The sequence below is a fragment of the Rhizobium sp. GCM10022189 genome, assembly GCF_042656325.1.
Lineage (GTDB): Bacteria > Pseudomonadota > Alphaproteobacteria > Rhizobiales > Rhizobiaceae > Rhizobium.
In genome coordinates, this window is the sequence record NZ_JBHSOR010000039.1 from 107,547 (window position 1) to 122,750 (window position 15,204).

Genomic DNA, 15,204 nt, shown 5'->3' on the forward strand with positions numbered 1-15,204 from the left:
CTCAGTGTCCCGTGACCATGGCCACGAGATCTCCGGCATCTTCCGGGGCCTGCTTGCCGCGCCAGACGACATGCATATCCGGGCGCACCAGCACCAGATCGTAGCCATAGATATCCCGGGCGCGCTGCGAGGCGATCTCCAGCGTCTGGTAAGGCACGCCCCTCGCCTTGAAGGCGGCCGCCACGCCGGACGTATCGATGGACGTGCCGCCAAGCCGCAGCATGGTGTAGCCGGGGCCGATATGGTCCTGCACCGGGTCGTTCTCGCCGAGCCAGAGATGCGGCAGCCGGGCGCCCGGCCATGTGGTCGGGTGATATTCGCGGAACAGATGTTCCGGCCCGCCGGGCTCGTCGGTGATGACGGGTGAGCCGACATAGCGGTATCCCAGTTCGGCACCGATCATCTCGTTCGTCTTGCGTTGCTCGACATCGGCGATGCGCGCGAGATTGTCGCGCGTCGCCTGGCCGGCCGGCGTCTGATCGCGAATATCGGGCCGGTATTGCGAGCGCCATTTGCGACGGCCGAGCGAGGCATAGCGCGAAGCGCCGACATTGCGGTCGCCGACCTGCCGGCGCTCGATCTCGTAGGAGCGCAACAGGTTCGGCCCGCCCCAGCCCTGAAGCGTAGCGGCGAGCTTCCAGCCGAGATCGACCGCGTCGCCGACACCGGTATTCATGCCGAGACCGCCTGTCGGGATAACGAGATGGGCGGCATCGCCGGCCAGGAAAACACGCCCGGCGCCATAGTGGTCGGCAAGCAGCAGGTTCTGCTTCCACTGGCCGACATAGAGCATCTGGTAGTCGACCGGAACGCCGACCGCTTTCTCGAACTGGGCGGCCATGTCCTCGTCCTTCTCGACGACGGCATGCAGCGTCCAGTGCTTTGTCGAATCCTGCATGATGAGAAATGTCGCCTGCCCATCAGCAACGTGATAGTGGCGCCCGCGGCCGGGGCCGTCGCCGAGCGGAATGCGGCTGTAAAGCTCCTCCGAATAGTAGAGCGCCTGGCGCAGATGCAGGAGATTGCCTTCCCCGCGTAGCTTGATGCCGAGCTGCTTGCGCACCGGGCTTGCCCCGCCATCGCAGCCGACGACATATTTGGCGCGGTAGGTGATATCGCCGCTCTTCGTGACGGTCCGTGCGGTCACGCCGCCCTCGTCCTGTTCCAGCGTGACAAATTCCGTGCCGTAGCGGACCGAGACCGTCGGCAGCTCTTCGGCCACCGATTTGAGGAGAGGCTCCAGCGTATATTGCGAGATCAGCTGATAGGCTTCCAGCGGCTGGCTGGCATCCTCGGAGCGGCGAATCTCGTCCAGTGCCTCGTTGACGGAAGGATACGGCAGGCGCAGCAGCGGCGGCTCGTTCATCGCCAGAACGACATAGACATCCATCGGCACCGAAGCGTCGAGGCCGGCCTTGCGGATCTTTTGCGACAGGCCCATGCGACGGAAGATTTCCATGGTGCGCGCGTTGCAGCGCTCCATCTTCGGCAGGAATTCCGGGGCTTCCTTCTTTTCGATCAGCGTGCAGCGCACGCCCTTCTGCCCGAGGTCGATAGCAAGCGTCAGCCCGACCGGGCCTGCGCCGACAATAAGGACATCCGTCTGTTCCATACTCTCCATCCCTTAACCACCCTCCAACCGGCGGAAACGGGTTTCATTTATCGCGAGTTCGAAAGAGGCGTCAATTCAAAACTTAAAAAATCCCATAATGCAGGAAAAAATGAAAATTGACTGGACAGACGATTGCCGTTCTGCGCATGCTGGCTGTAAATGATGGCGCGGCGGATTTTGCCGGGCGGCTCTGGGAGGAGTGCAGTGACGAAAAAGGTCGAGCTGACGCTTGCTTGCGGTGACTACGAAATCGTGCGGGCGCTGAAGGAAGGGACGGTCAAACCGGACGGGATCGAGCTGACGATCCTGACGGAAATGGATTCGACCACCCGGCACTGGCGCTTTCTGCGCAACGGCGAATTCGACGTCGCGGAGGTCTCGCTTTCTTCCTACATGGCGGCAAAGACGCGTGGCCTGCCCTTCGATGCGATCCCTGTCTTCCTGCACCGGCGCTTCCGTCACGGCTTCATCTTCACGCATACGGCAAGCGGCATCCGCGAGCCGAAAGACCTGATCGGCCGCAAGGTCGGCGTCAAAAGCTATCTGGTAACGGCGTCGCTCTGGCTGCGCGGCCTGCTGGAAGGCGAATATGGCGTGCCGCATCAGTCGATCGAATGGTATTCGGAACTGGACGAGGACGTGGATTACACGCTGCCGTCGGGCCTGAAACTGCACAAGATCGCCGAAGACAAGTCGATCGAGCAGATGCTTGTCGACGGCGAGATCGACGCTCTGCTGCATCCCGACCTCATCGCTCCGATCAAGAAGCGTGATCCGCGCGTCGGCCGGCTGTTTCCGGACTACAAGGCGGAAGAGATCGCCTATTACAAGCGCACCGGCATTTTTCCGATCATGCACGTCATGGGCATTCGGCCCGAGATCGTCGCGCGCCACCCATGGGTGCCGATCAATCTTTACATTGCCTTCGAGGAGGCCAAGCAGGTTGCCATGAAACGCATGGAGAACCCGCGTATCGTGCCGCTCGCCTGGTATCGCGAAGCCTGGGAAGAGCAGCAGGCGATCCTCGGCGACGACCCCTGGGCCTATGGCATCGAGGGGCAGAACGCCAAGACGCTGGAAACGGTCATCGGCTACGCACACCAGCAGGGGCTGATCGACCGCAAGGTCGCGGTCTCGGACCTCTTCCTCGACGTATCGCAGGGCCGCAAGCGCGGTGACAAACACCGTGTGTAGCGCCTGCGAGGGCGGTGATGCCGCATTCGAACCGGCCTGGAGCGGTGGCGGCTTCCGGTGCGACAATTCCTCGGAGAACAAGACGATGCATGAAGAGCTGAAGCAGCGGATGATCGAGGCCGGCCGCATACTCGAACAGGCCGGCCAGGGTGACTGGACGCGCGGCCACATTTCGATCCGTGTGCCGGACCAGCCGGACCGCTTCTACATGAAGCCGTCGAAATTCGGCCTCGAGGAAATCACCCTCGACAACATCATTACCGTCGATCTCGATGGTGAAAAGGTCGATGGCGAATACGGTCGCCACAACGAAGTCTATATCCATTCCGAGGTTCTGCGCGCACGCCCCGACGTCAATGCCGTCGTTCACACGCACGCGCCCTATGCTGTGAGCTTTTCAGCACTGGGCAAACCGCTGCAGCCGATCGGGCATCCGGGATCGATCTTTGCCGAAGGCCTGCCGGTGTTTTCCGAAACCACGGAACTGATCACCACGCCCGAGCGTGGCAAGGCGGTGGCGGCCTGCCTCGGCGGGCATGGCGCCATGCTCCTGCAGAACCACGGCCTGGTGACGGCTGGCCCCAGCATCGAACAGGCGATCTATCTCGCCCTGTCACTGGAGAACGCCTGCATGATGCAGCTGTGGGTCGAAGCTGCCGGCGGTGCCAAGGCGCTCGGCAAGCCGGAGGATATCAAGGCCAAGCGCAAGCACATGTTCCGTGAAGAGATGTTCAAGGCGACCTTCGCCTATCTCGTCCGCCGCCTGAAGCGCGGCTGAGGCGGCAATACCGACACATTGAGGAGGAGTCCGATGTACTATATCGATGCGTTCAATCACTTTTTCCCGAAAGCGCTCTGGGATCGTATCCAGAAGCTCGACGGCGCCGGCAAGGATATCGGCCGTCGCATGCAGGGCATACCCTGCATCTACGATCTCGAGACCCGTTTCCGGGTGATGGACGAGTTTCCCGACTACCGGCAGATCATCTCGCTCGGCATGCCGCCGCTCGAAGCGATGGGCGGCCCGGAACTCGCCACCGAATTTGCCCGCATCGCCAATGACGGGCAGGCCGAACTCGTCGAGAAATATCCGGAACGTTTCGCAGGCTTCGTTGCCGCCCTGCCGATGAACGCCCCGGACGCCGCCGTTCGCGAGGCCGAACGTGCCTTTACCGAACTCGGCGCCAACGGCCTGCAGATCCACACCAACGTCAACGGTGCGCCGCTTGACGAGGAGCGCTTCTTCCCGATCTTCGAAGCCGCCGCCAAGCACAACAAGCCGGTGCTGCTGCACCCATCGCGCAACTCTTCGATGGCTGACTATGCCACCGAGGACAAGTCCAAATACGAAATCTGGTGGACCTTCGGCTGGCCCTATGAAACCAGCGCCGCCATGGCGCGCCTCGTCTTCTCCGGCTTCATGGACCGCTTGCCGAACCTGAAGGTGCTCGCCCATCACATGGGTGCGATGGTGCCCTATTTCGAAGGCCGTGTCGGTCCCGGCTGGGATCAGCTCGGCAAGCGCACCTCGGACGAGGATCTGTCGCTCGTACTGAAGCGCCTCAAGAAGCGTCCGCTCGACTATTTCAAGGATTTCTATGCCGACACCGCCGTCTTCGGCTCGCGCGCCGCAACGCTCTGCGGCCTCGAATTCTATGACAGCGACCGCATCCTCTTCGCATCGGACTCGCCCTTCGATCCCGAAAAGGGACCGGGCTACATCCGCGACACGCTCAAGATCCTGAATTCGCTCGATCTTCCCAAGGAAGACATGGAGAAGATCTGCTTCCGCAACGCCGAAGCCCTGTTCGGGCTCAAGAGCTAAACGCTGCGGATGGCCTGCTTGATGCGCGGCCGACATAGCCGCGCATCATTCTCATGCAATTCGAGCCGGCTTAGTCCAACCGACGCGCCGCCTCGCTCAGCGCGCTCATTTCGGACAGCAGCAATATCATCTCATCCGTGTCGGACTGCGAGAGATGGCCGCGCTGGCCGCTTCGCTCCCACAAGTTCTGAACCTGCTCGGCGAGGCCCAGAGCATTGCGCATGATCGCGAGAAGTTCCGACCGGTTTTCCCAGGTCGTGATTAACGTATATGGCGGCCTGCTGCCTTGCGCCGAAACCTTTTCGCCTGCCTTGCGCATCAACATCTCTCTATCGTCAGACCTCGATCAAATTTGAAACGACAGGATTGCGTGGCGATTTGACGGTCCGGCAAATCGCCCGAAAACACCTCGGACGATCGCCGTGCGAAGGTACTTACCGGCAATCATCCTCGTCGTCGGGATGCAGGCATCGCAACGCAATCCATGTCGGGAACGCAGGAACAAGGGGTTAAACTGGAGCGATCGCCTCGCCGTCCTGGGGTTGGACCGGCTCCGCGATCGGCGCTCTTCCGCCGTTCTGCCAGCGGCTTCAGAATCGCTTCACTATAAAATGGGAAATTTTCCCATGTGTCAATCGACACTTGCCGTGAAGCCGGTCAGCGGAACCTCTCCGGCGGTGGCCCCGGCCTTCTGCCCGGGGCTCTCTGCATGCCGCGCGGCGGTTCATGCATGCCAAAGGGCGGGCCTCCCGGCGGAAATCCGTTTGGCGAGAAACCTTCAGGTCTGCGGAAACCGGGTGGCGGAGGGCCGGGTGGCATACGGCCTCCGTTAAAGCGGGCATCGTGAGGGGGCCGACCGCCGTTTCGAATTGATGTCATACGGTCCGATCGCACCGAGACAGTCGCAAACGTCCGCCCGTCCGGACCGAATCGAACCTGAGCACCTGGGCCGAACATGCCGATACCGAGTTTCAGAGAGCCGTTCTTATTGCTGCCATAGGTTTCCACATTGGCCACGCCTTCGTCCAAACCCGGCACCAGAGATTCCGAAACAACCCTGGAAATGACGGGCTGTTTGCGCACCGTCTTGAACGTCACCAACGTCTGCCGTCCGACGAAATAACGATATTGCGGTCCGAGCGGCAGATCGCCAATGAAGGCGCTCGTACCGCGCTGACCCGGTACGCCGCGGACATGGGCCTTGCTCGTGGCGGCGCGTCGCTCGATACGCCGTGCGACGATCGTCCCGTCCTCCGCCCGTATCCCGAATACGGCAACCTGATCGCCGACCTTGAGACGGCTCGTATCCAATGTGCGCGTGTCGATGGTCTGTTGCAGGATAGACAGTCGCGACTTGCTGATGAGCGCGATCGGTCCAAGCACTTCGCTCGTGATCTCGATCCGCTGCGCCACGCCGCCTACGGTCAGAACACGGGCAACATGGCCTATCTTCATTTCCTTCGTCGCGACGCGCTTGCCGTTGATGCGAACCGGCGTGCTTTCGGTGAACGGGATATGGACATCGTTGACGATGATGGAGCCGAAGCCCTGGATGGTGCCGACGATACCGGTGCCGCCGATGCCGTGATCCTCCTGCTCTCCGCCACTGACGGAAAGGCCCGAGCCGCCAATGCCCTGGTCGTCGCCGGACGCGGCCTTCTGCCCTGCACCAGCCGGTACGCGGCTGAACAGATGCAAAGCAGCAGTTCCCAACAGCAGTTGCCGTCTCGACAGTACCGGAGGCGTCATTGTTTTGCCTCCGTAGTTCCAGAGCGCGGCAGCGGGCTCGTTTCCACCGTTTCGGTCAAAACGTATCCTCCGGCAATCCAGCGGCTGCCGCCACCCGGATCTTCTTGCACCAGTTGATGGGCGATCTTGTTCAGCCTCAAAAGCATTGCCATCGTCTCCTCGCGGGCAATCACGTCGAGACGGGCAGCAAGATCCGCCGATATTCGATCGTAGTGGACGGCGCGCTCGAGATGGGGCGCCACATCGTTTATGACATTGGACACGGCAGCAAGTGCGTGGTCGTGAAGATTGCGGGTAAAATAATGCCGGCGCGCTTCGTCATCGGCATTGGGGACGATGGATGCGAGATCCAGTCGAACCATGTCCTGCGCATCGACGGATACGATCCCGCGATCGACCCATTCGTCGAGGACGGCGCGTGGATGAACGTCCTTGGTGATTTCGGCGACAAGCCGCTCGAAGGACGGACCTTCACCCTGCAAGGTTCTCGGCAGCACGCGCGGGCTTCCGTCTTCATTGCAGTAGAGCGGATCGGCTATCCACTTTGCGATGATCCGGCCCGTCTGCGACACTGCGGCCGGCAGCGTCGTTTCGCTGAGCGGCTCATCGCGCAGGCGGCTGACATCCTTGCGGTGGACTCCCGTCAACAGGGAGATCCGGCTGTCCGTCTGTGCCTTGTCGGCGAGCGCGAAGTCACGTTCGGCGACATCTACATAGAGGCGCTTCAGCAAGGACGCGAACGAAGGAAAACTCAATCCCGATGCCAGCGCGAGTTTGACAAGCGGCCGGAGCACGCGCATCAGCGTCAACTGCAGTGTTTCTCCTGAAAATGGACGTTTCGCGCGTTGCATCGGCATCTGGGATATTCGCGTTTGCGAGGGGCAAAGGTCCGTCACGGTCGCACCGCCCTCCCCGCTTTGGGTAAGCGAAAGCTTCGGGACCCGCAACATGGCCGGATGGAGCGCCCTGTACGTCACCCGCTTGCGCCGTCCGCCAATGCACAGCCCTGAGCTGTCGTCCGGCTCCCGGCCATTCACTGCTGGACTCAGCTTTCGCTTGTCCAAACAATGGATTAGCCGCGTGCCCTGACGCGGATACGCAATCCTTTGCCAGCAGAAGACGAAGCTATTATCTGCGTGGTGCACTTCGCCGCAGGCAGTAGTGCATGTTCGCGAACCTGTGGAAAACCCCAATGCGCTGCGAGCATTGCGGCTCTTCAGCATCGAATTGCCGTTCGGATAGCTGTCATCTTGGATAGCTTGGCCTTTGTCAGGTGAGTCTCTTGCCAACCGCAGTTGCTTTTCGGCTGGCAGAGGGATTATTCCGGGTTGAGAACATGTGGGGATTGATGGTGAATGGCGGGGACTGACAGCGGCGAAGAAATGCAACGCAAGCGTGGCCGACCCAAAGCCTCCAGCGACGACGAAAAACGCTCCCATATCGTCGCAAACGCCGGCAAGATTTTTGTCAAACACGGCTATGCAGCGAGCACGACGGCAATCGTCGCTGCCGAGGCAGGCGTTTCCAAGCAGACGCTCTACCGCCTGTTCGAGAGCAAGGAGGAACTCTTTGCCGCCGTTGTCCGCGACCACAGGCGCATGATGCTCGATCTGCCGCGCCAGCCCGAGCAGGGTCCGGTTTCCCGTTCTCTTGAGCAGATCTTCATGATCGACATGGACGAGGAAAGGGACATCGCGCGCGCCGGCCTGCTGCAACTCGTCTTTCGCGAGGCTCCGCAGTTTCCGGAATTGATCGAAATCCTCAACAAGGAGGGGCTTCTTGCGTCCCGGCAACTCCTTGCCGACTGGCTGGAGGCAAGGCAGGCCGAGGGCCGGCTTCGGCTGGATGATGCCGCAAGCGGCGCACGGATGCTGATGGATATGGTCTTTGGAGGCATGGGACCACCGGAGGGGCGCACGAGCGCCTGGCCAGACCGGACCACACGCCTTGCCCATCTGCGCCGCTGTATCGCCGTCTTCTGCAAGGGCGTCGGGGCCGACTAGAAAAAAGGCTCGCCGAGGTCGGGGATGGCGAGCCTTTCTCCACGGCACGTACCGCATGGCGGCACCGCGCGTCCGATCAGAGATAGTTCACGAGACTGAGGCTCTGCAGCTTGTTGACCAGCGTATAGGCTGTCTCCAGCTGCGTCTCCAGGGACTGGACCTGGGTGGAAGCCTCGTAGGTATCGACCCCCTCGAGATCGACCAGCTTGTTCTGCAGGATCGTCGTCTGGGCATCGAGCGCGTCGTTGGCTTTTTCGACGCGCTCCTGGGAGAGGCCAAGTTGGCTTTGCTGGCTGACCAGATTGGAAGAGGCACCGGAAGCATAGTTGATCGCGGCGGATGTCACCGCGCGCTGGGCATCCGAATTCAGCCCTTGCGCCGATAGAGTGCTGACGAGAACGGAAGCGAGGGCCAGATAGCGCATGCCCTGGGAGTTTGCGTTCGTCGACGACTGGATGACCTCCGACGTATTGATTCGGCTGCTCATGTTCGTGCTCGATGCGGTGGACCACCCGCTTGTTGGATCGGTCCAGGCCGCTTCGGAAAACATCGGTTCGACGGTGTCGGTGATGAAGCTCGAGACCTCCTCGCCCGTGAGATCGCCGATCGACTTGCCGAGCCCGTCCGCATAGGTCTGCAAGGCGTCGTTGATCTGGCTCGAGACGGCAGCGGACTGGTCCGTCAGCGGCTTAGAGGACAGGTTGATGCCTGCGAACAGATACTCGCCGTTGACCATGGCGTTCCCGGCCGACACCAGTTGCGAGAGCGTATCGGTCGCCGACTGTTGCGCCACCGCGAGGGCCGATTCATCCTGATTGCCAAGCAGGGCCGTCAGGTTGGAGACAAGCGAATCCGCCGCGGTCTGCATGGTCGAGAGTGAGGATTGCGACGAATCCAGCCTCAGGGCAACGAGCGCGTTGCTGTTCTTGAGAGACGCCGCCTGATCGATGACCGACGACATGCTGATCGTCTTGGCAACGCCGGAGCCCAGCGACGCCCCGATATCGGCATAGGTTCCTGTTGCCGCTTCCGTCGACGCGCTGCTCATCAGCTTCTGGGACTGGCCGATGGTCTGGCGAAGCATGTTCTGTATCGCACTTGTGGAAACAAAAGAGGTTTTCATGGCTCAGCTCGCAATGTCGAGCAGGGACTGAAGCATCTCATCGATCGCGTTGAGGATCTTCGTTCCTGCCTTGTAGGATTGTTCGATATCGAGAAGCTTCGTCAGCTCCTCATCGAGGTTCACGCCGGTCTCGTTGGAATAGGCCTCTTCGGAGCGGGACAGCGCTGCGGAGGTGTTTTCCGACGTTGTCGAAGCATCGCTTCGATATTGCTCCAGCCAGCCGACCGAATCGCTCGCATAGTCGACGAGGCTGGCGGTCTGGCCGATCCCCGCGTCGGCCGAGAAGCTTCGCGCGGTGCTCAGGGCGCTATAGAGCGCATTCAGATTGTCGGAAAAGCCGCTATTGCCATCGGGGTTGAGATCGGTGATGCCGCTGATCGTTCCGTCCCGCAGCTTCGCCGGATCGCCGCCCGCGCTCGTGACGACGGCACTGTTGACAGTAATTGTCGCCGCGATACCGTCGATCACGCCCGATGTATCGGAAGGCGTAGCCCCGTCGGCGCCGGACGCCGTGGTCCAGACGAACAGCCCGGGCTCGCTCGTGCTGCCGTCCGTCTCGGAAAAGCTCTGGACGAGAGCCTTGGCGATTTCATCGAGCTGCGACTGGAAAGTCGGCGCGATCTCGTCACGAACCTGCAGCAAAGCCTGCAGGCTGCCCTTCGCCGTGGTTGTCGACCCCTCGCCGGCCGACAGCGCAACGCCATCGATATAGACGGAATTGCCCTCGGTGCCTGCGACATAGGTGCCGGTCGCCTTGAAGCTGACGGTTCGGGGTACGGTCTCGAACAGGACCGTGCCGTCCGACGTCGTCAACATCATGTCGTTGTTGCTGCGGGTGGTGGTGGAGACGCCGACGATGGAGGAGATCTGCTTCAGGATCTTTTCCCGGTCGTCCAGCGCCGCCGAGGTATCGGCGCCGGTCGCCGTCGCAAGCTTGACCGCGTTGTTGGCGGTTTCGAACTGCGACAGCAACGTGTTGAGCGTATCGACCTGCTTGGCGATCTCGGCGTCGGCATCCTCGCGCACAGACTGCACGGCGTCACTTGCCGTATTCAGGCTGTTGGCGAGATCCTGTGCCGCCGTTACCGCCGCCTGTCCCGAGGTCGTGTTGCCGGGCGAGGCGGCAAACGCCTGAAGCGCCGACTGGAAATCGGACAGATAGGTGCTCGGCGACGTCTCATAATCGTTGCCGCCGAGGATGGATTTCAGGTCCTCCAGTCCGGAAAGCAGGGTCTGCTGCGCACTGTCCTGCGAATTCGACTGAAGATATTGTTTCAACAGGGCATCTTCCTGGGCGCGGCTGATCTTGACGACCGCCGCGCCGGTCAGCGTGGAGGTGACGGATGCCTCGCGCCGCACATAGTCGGAATTGCCTGAATTGGAGATGTTCGTCGAAACGACGCTGCTCTGGTAACCCGTATTGTTGAAGATGTTCTGGACTGTGTTGAGCGCTGAGGTAATCGACATCCGTCCCTCCCCTAACGCTTGAGATTGACGAGGATGTCCATGATGTCGGAGCCGGTCTGGAACACCTTGGAATTGGCCGTGTAGCTGCGTTGCGCCTCGATCATTTCGGTCAGTTCGCCGGCAAGATCGACATTCGAGCTTTCAAGCGCGCCGGACTGGATTGAACCGAGGCCGTTGCTTTGCGGAAAACCGGTGACGGTGACACCGGACCGACCGTTGGCGCTGTAGACATTGCCTGTCTGCAGCGTCAGCTCGTCGGGACTCGCAACGGTTGCCAGCGGGATCTGGTAGAGCGGCTTCGACGTGCCGTTCGAGTAGCTCGCCGAAACGACGCCATCTGCGCTGATGGTCACGCCGCTGACCGTGCTCGCCGCCTGCCCGTTCGCCGAGCCCGATGCCGCGAAATCGGAGGCGAGCTGGTTGAAGCCGGAATAATCCATCGAGATCGTCTGGCCGGTCTTGGGATCGACGATATCGGTGCCGCTCTGCGAGGTCAGGTTTCCGTTTGCGTCGAAGGATAGCGAAGCGACGCTGACCGCATCGGATGAATAGGGGAAGGATGTCGTACCCGTGGTCGCCGCATCGGCATTGCGATAGACCGCGACTTCCCAGGTCGATCCCGTGACCGCGCCGCTGGCATCGGTCGTCTCGCCGGTCTTGGTGTAGTAGAAGTCATACTGGACTGTGGCGCCGAGACTGTCGTATCCGACGAGCGACATCTTCTTGGTGTCGGTGGTGACGTCTTCGGAAGCACCATTGGCACTTGGCAAGGCGTCCGGATCGGAGACGACTTCTGCCCCGGAATCGAGATTGCCGCTGAAAGAGCCGCTGGTCGAAGCGATCGCGGTCAATCCGGACTGATTGACATTGACCGGCACAAGCCCATCGAAGCCATTGACGACCACTGCCGGCGAGCCGGAATTGTACGAATAGGCCATCAGGGTAAAGCCGGCGGAGTTGACGAGATTGCCCTCGTCGTCAACCGTGAAATCGCCGGCGCGCGTCAGGACCGGGATGCCGTCGGCGCCCTGGACGATGAAGAAGCCGTCACCGGAAATCGCCAGGTCGTAATCCGACGTCGTATAGGAAATGTCGCCTTGCTGCGAGACCGCCTGCCGGACGGTCGTTTGGACGCCGCCCGAATTGTAGTTGCCGGACGAGGACGGCAGGACGAGTGATGAAAAGCTCGTCGATACCGCCTTGTATCCCGTCGTGTTCACGTTGGCGATGTTGTCGGCGACCGTGCTCAGGCGATTGGCCTGCGCATTCATGCCCGAAACTGCCGTTTTCATGCTGCCGAAGATGCTCATGTCTATGTCCCTGCTTGTTTGTTTGATCGTTATTCTACTTTAAATTGCATTGCTGGCTGCAACCTGTCACAGTCCAACCTGTACTCGGCACTGTTGTTGATGGCGTGCGGGCTCATCCCGACAAAGGGTGCGACCGGTCAGTCCGGCCGGATCGCAAATTCGGACTATGGATGAAGGCACGAATTCAGGCGCTTCCCCCGAAAAGGAAACGTCAGAGATCGCGGAACCTTGCTTCGCGGTCCGAAACAGATTTACAAGAGTTGATCGGTCATGATCAGGCTGAGCCGGCCACTCACGCAATGCGAGCCGTCTGGTCCAGCAACGAGGGCAATGACCCGGATGAGAAACCGCCCGACAATTGCGGGGAGCCCGACCGGTCATTTACAGAACTAATTAGTTCTCTAAATCGGAATCACGTTTCGCTCAATATGAAAAATTGCGATCGCGGAATTTTTTTTGCGTTAACGCTCTCATCACAAAAGCGCCCGCAGCCCTTCCCCGAACGAGAATGCGCGCAGTTTTCGGGCTTGCGTTAACGAGAAATTAATTTATAGAACTTATTAGTTCCCAAAATATGGTGAACGAGCGTCGCTGTTAGGCGCACTGAATCCGCCATGATTGGCGTCCCTGAAACGTATTGAACTTTGCTCGATAGATGCGATCGAACCGATCTCAAGGTCGTTTTCGAAGTGGCTATCTGCGTCCAGAAGGGAAGCAAGAATGGTTTCGACCTATGTCAGCTATCTGACCGTAGCACGCGATATGAATGCCAGCCTGAGTGCAATCGCATCCAAGGCCACGGTTGCCAGCGACACCCAATATTACAAGGACAACATCAACAAAGTCACCACAGTCGATGAGTTCATGGGGGACTATCGGCTCTACTCGTACGCGATGAAGGCCTACGGCCTCGAGGACATGACCTACGCCAAGGCCTTCATGAAGAAGGTCCTGGAAAGCGACCTCTCCGACTCGTCGAGCTTCGCCAACAAACTCAGCGACAGCCGCTACGCCGACTTCGCTGCTGCATTCAAATTTTCCGGCGAAACGAAAGAAGCGCAGTCGACGGCCCAGGAAACCAATCTCCTGGACGCTTATCAGGCCTCCTTCGATGACGAACAGGACAATATCAGCGCTGAAACCAGCTACTACCAAGGCGCGATTTCTGACGTTACCTCCGTGGACGATCTCCTCGGCAATACACGCCTGAAGAACTATGTTCTGACCTCGTTCGGCCTCAGCACCGATTACACATCGACGAGTTTCCTGCGTGACGTCCTGACGAGCGACCTCAGCGATCCCGCCAGCTTCGCCAACCAGCTTGGCGATGCGACCTATCTCGATCTTGCCAAGGCGTTCAATTTCAACACCGACGGCAGCGTCAAGGCTGGCGGTGTCCAATCTGACGACCAGGCCTCCCTGGTTACGAACGGCTACACCGTCGCTTCGGCAACATTTGCCTCGAGCACAACCGGCTCCGCCTATTCGACGTATTTCTCTGCAGAGATCGCCAATGTGTCTTCCGTCGACGATCTGATGCAGAATGCCAAACTCGTTTCCTACATCCGCACCGCCTACGGCATATCTGAGGACGATCCGGACAATTACATTTCCGCAGCACTGAAAAACGCCGACGTTGCCGACGCGATCGGTCTTGGCGACCTGCATGACGCGTTCAATTTCAACGAGGACGGCAGTCTCTCCGACGTGAGCGCTCAGACAGCCGACCAGACGGCGGCCACGTCGGCAAGCTTTGCCACCAACTACCAGTCGGCTATCGCCAATTTCAGCACGGACGACGCGATCGCCAACTACAAGACGCGCATGGCCTCCGTTACCTCCATCAACGATTTCCTGACGTCCAATACAGCTGACGACGACAGCACCAATGACGAGGAGCCGGAGCTTTGGGAGATGGCGTTGCGCTCCTTCGGCATCGATCCGGCAAGCGTTTCCAAAAGCGAACTGCGCAGCGTTCTCTCGAGCGACCCGGATGATCCGAAGAGCTATGTCAACGGCCTGAAGGACGACCGCTTCGTCGCTTTCCGCGAGGCCTTCAATTTCGACAAGGACGGCAAGGCGAGCGTACCGCTGCAGGCCATGTCGGAATCGGTGATCGATGATTTTGCTGCCGCATACAAGCAGAACAAGATCCGCTATCTCACCGGAACCGCGCAGACCGATGCGGGCAAGGCTGCGGATACGGAAGCCACCTATTTCCGCGAGCAGATGGGAAGCATCAAGACGGTTTCCGATCTCCTGTCGAACGACCGGCTTGTGAACTTCGTCCTTGAAGCCAAGGGCATCGACCCCAAGGACGTTAAGGCGGCAGACCTGAAGAAGATGTTCGCCTCCGATCTCGACGACAAGAAGAGCTTCGTCAATCAGCAATCCGACAACCGTTTTGCGGAAATCGTCGCATCCTTCAATTTCGACAGTGACGGCAATATCTCCAAGGATCCGACAGGCTCGGTCCAGCAGCGCGGCGATGTTCTCCAGACGGTCAACGACTATCTGCAGCAGACCCTTGAAAGCGACGAAGGCGACGAGAATACCGGTGTGCGCCTGGCGCTCTACTTCCAGCGCAAGGCGCCGACGATCTCCAACGCCTATGATATTCTCGGCGATTCCGCGCTCATGGAGTTCTTCACCACGACCTTCAACCTGTCGAGCTACGTCTCCAGCATGGACGTCGACAAGCAGGCGGACATGGTCAACCAATATATCGACCTCAAGGACCTCTCGGATCCGGACAAGGTTGAATCGCTCATCAAGCGCTTCACCGCGATGTATGATGTCAAGAACGGTACGCAGGGCACCTCCCCGGCGCTGTCCATTCTCAGCAACTCCTCATCGGGCGGCATCAGCGCCGACACGCTTCTGGCCGTTGCCCAGCTGAAGACGGCCTGACCACCATGGAC

At 60.1% G+C, this 15,204-nt stretch carries 12 protein-coding genes; 5 read left to right on the top strand and 7 right to left on the bottom strand.

Translation table 11 applies throughout. The annotated features are described in order from the left end of the window. Window position 1: 1 nt before the first annotated feature. Entirely contained in the window at window positions 2-1,612 is a 1,611-nt protein-coding gene (locus ACFPWW_RS15540; RefSeq protein ID WP_377312415.1) for an FAD-dependent monooxygenase, read from the bottom strand. Between the two features lie 204 nt (window positions 1,613-1,816). Between ACFPWW_RS15540 and ACFPWW_RS15545 the strand changes: the two genes are divergently transcribed. The 3 genes from ACFPWW_RS15545 to ACFPWW_RS15555 all read left to right on the top strand — a co-directional run bounded on the left by ACFPWW_RS15545 (window position 1,817) and on the right by ACFPWW_RS15555 (window position 4,631). Then, entirely contained in the window at window positions 1,817-2,806 is a 990-nt protein-coding gene (locus ACFPWW_RS15545) for an ABC transporter substrate-binding protein (RefSeq protein WP_162702918.1), read from the top strand. A gap of 85 nt (window positions 2,807-2,891) precedes the next feature. Beyond that, complete coding sequence (locus ACFPWW_RS15550) at window positions 2,892-3,584, top strand: class II aldolase/adducin family protein (protein ID WP_112572017.1); 693 nt, start codon at window positions 2,892-2,894, stop codon at window positions 3,582-3,584. A gap of 33 nt (window positions 3,585-3,617) precedes the next feature. Continuing rightward, entirely contained in the window at window positions 3,618-4,631 is a 1,014-nt protein-coding gene (locus tag ACFPWW_RS15555; protein WP_377312417.1) for an amidohydrolase family protein, read from the top strand. A 70-nt stretch (window positions 4,632-4,701) separates the two neighbouring features. On the opposite strand, the gene ACFPWW_RS15560 is transcribed toward ACFPWW_RS15555, so the two are convergent. The 3 genes from ACFPWW_RS15560 to ACFPWW_RS15570 all read right to left on the bottom strand — a co-directional run bounded on the left by ACFPWW_RS15560 (window position 4,702) and on the right by ACFPWW_RS15570 (window position 7,237). Then, window positions 4,702-4,956: a hypothetical protein gene (locus ACFPWW_RS15560; protein WP_162758019.1), complete on the bottom strand. Its 255-nt coding sequence runs from the start codon at window positions 4,954-4,956 to the stop codon at window positions 4,702-4,704. A gap of 332 nt (window positions 4,957-5,288) precedes the next feature. Continuing rightward, window positions 5,289-6,380 carry a DUF5666 domain-containing protein gene (locus ACFPWW_RS15565; protein ID WP_377312419.1) on the bottom strand — a complete coding sequence of 364 codons (1,092 nt, stop codon included), beginning with the start codon at window positions 6,378-6,380 and terminating at the stop codon, window positions 5,289-5,291. Then, window positions 6,377-7,237, bottom strand: a complete 861-nt coding sequence (locus ACFPWW_RS15570) for a DUF6502 family protein (protein ID WP_377312421.1) — start codon at window positions 7,235-7,237, stop codon at window positions 6,377-6,379. The genes ACFPWW_RS15565 and ACFPWW_RS15570 overlap by 4 nt, the downstream gene beginning before the upstream one ends. A gap of 498 nt (window positions 7,238-7,735) precedes the next feature. On the opposite strand from ACFPWW_RS15570, the gene ACFPWW_RS15575 reads away from it, so the two are divergent. After that, a complete protein-coding gene (locus ACFPWW_RS15575) occupies window positions 7,736-8,383 on the top strand; it encodes a TetR/AcrR family transcriptional regulator (RefSeq protein ID WP_112570073.1) in 648 nt (215 codons plus the stop codon). A gap of 76 nt (window positions 8,384-8,459) precedes the next feature. On the opposite strand, the gene ACFPWW_RS15580 is transcribed toward ACFPWW_RS15575, so the two are convergent. The 3 genes from ACFPWW_RS15580 to ACFPWW_RS15590 are packed head-to-tail and all read right to left on the bottom strand — an operon-like array spanning window position 8,460 to window position 12,283. Further along, on the bottom strand, window positions 8,460-9,506 hold the full coding sequence (locus ACFPWW_RS15580) for a flagellar hook-associated family protein (RefSeq protein WP_112755588.1): 1,047 nt from the start codon (window positions 9,504-9,506) through the stop codon (window positions 8,460-8,462). Window positions 9,507-9,509: 3 nt separating this feature from the next. Further along, window positions 9,510-10,973, bottom strand: coding sequence for a flagellar hook-associated protein FlgK (gene flgK, locus ACFPWW_RS15585; protein ID WP_112755586.1), 1,464 nt, complete (start codon window positions 10,971-10,973; stop codon window positions 9,510-9,512). Between the two features lie 11 nt (window positions 10,974-10,984). After that, window positions 10,985-12,283 (bottom strand): flagellar hook protein FlgE, encoded by a 1,299-nt coding sequence (locus ACFPWW_RS15590; protein ID WP_112570069.1) that lies wholly within the window; start codon window positions 12,281-12,283, stop codon window positions 10,985-10,987. A gap of 720 nt (window positions 12,284-13,003) precedes the next feature. On the opposite strand from ACFPWW_RS15590, the gene ACFPWW_RS15595 reads away from it, so the two are divergent. After that, window positions 13,004-15,193: a DUF1217 domain-containing protein gene (locus tag ACFPWW_RS15595; protein ID WP_377312423.1), complete on the top strand. Its 2,190-nt coding sequence runs from the start codon at window positions 13,004-13,006 to the stop codon at window positions 15,191-15,193. The last annotated feature ends 11 nt before the right edge of the window (window positions 15,194-15,204 follow it).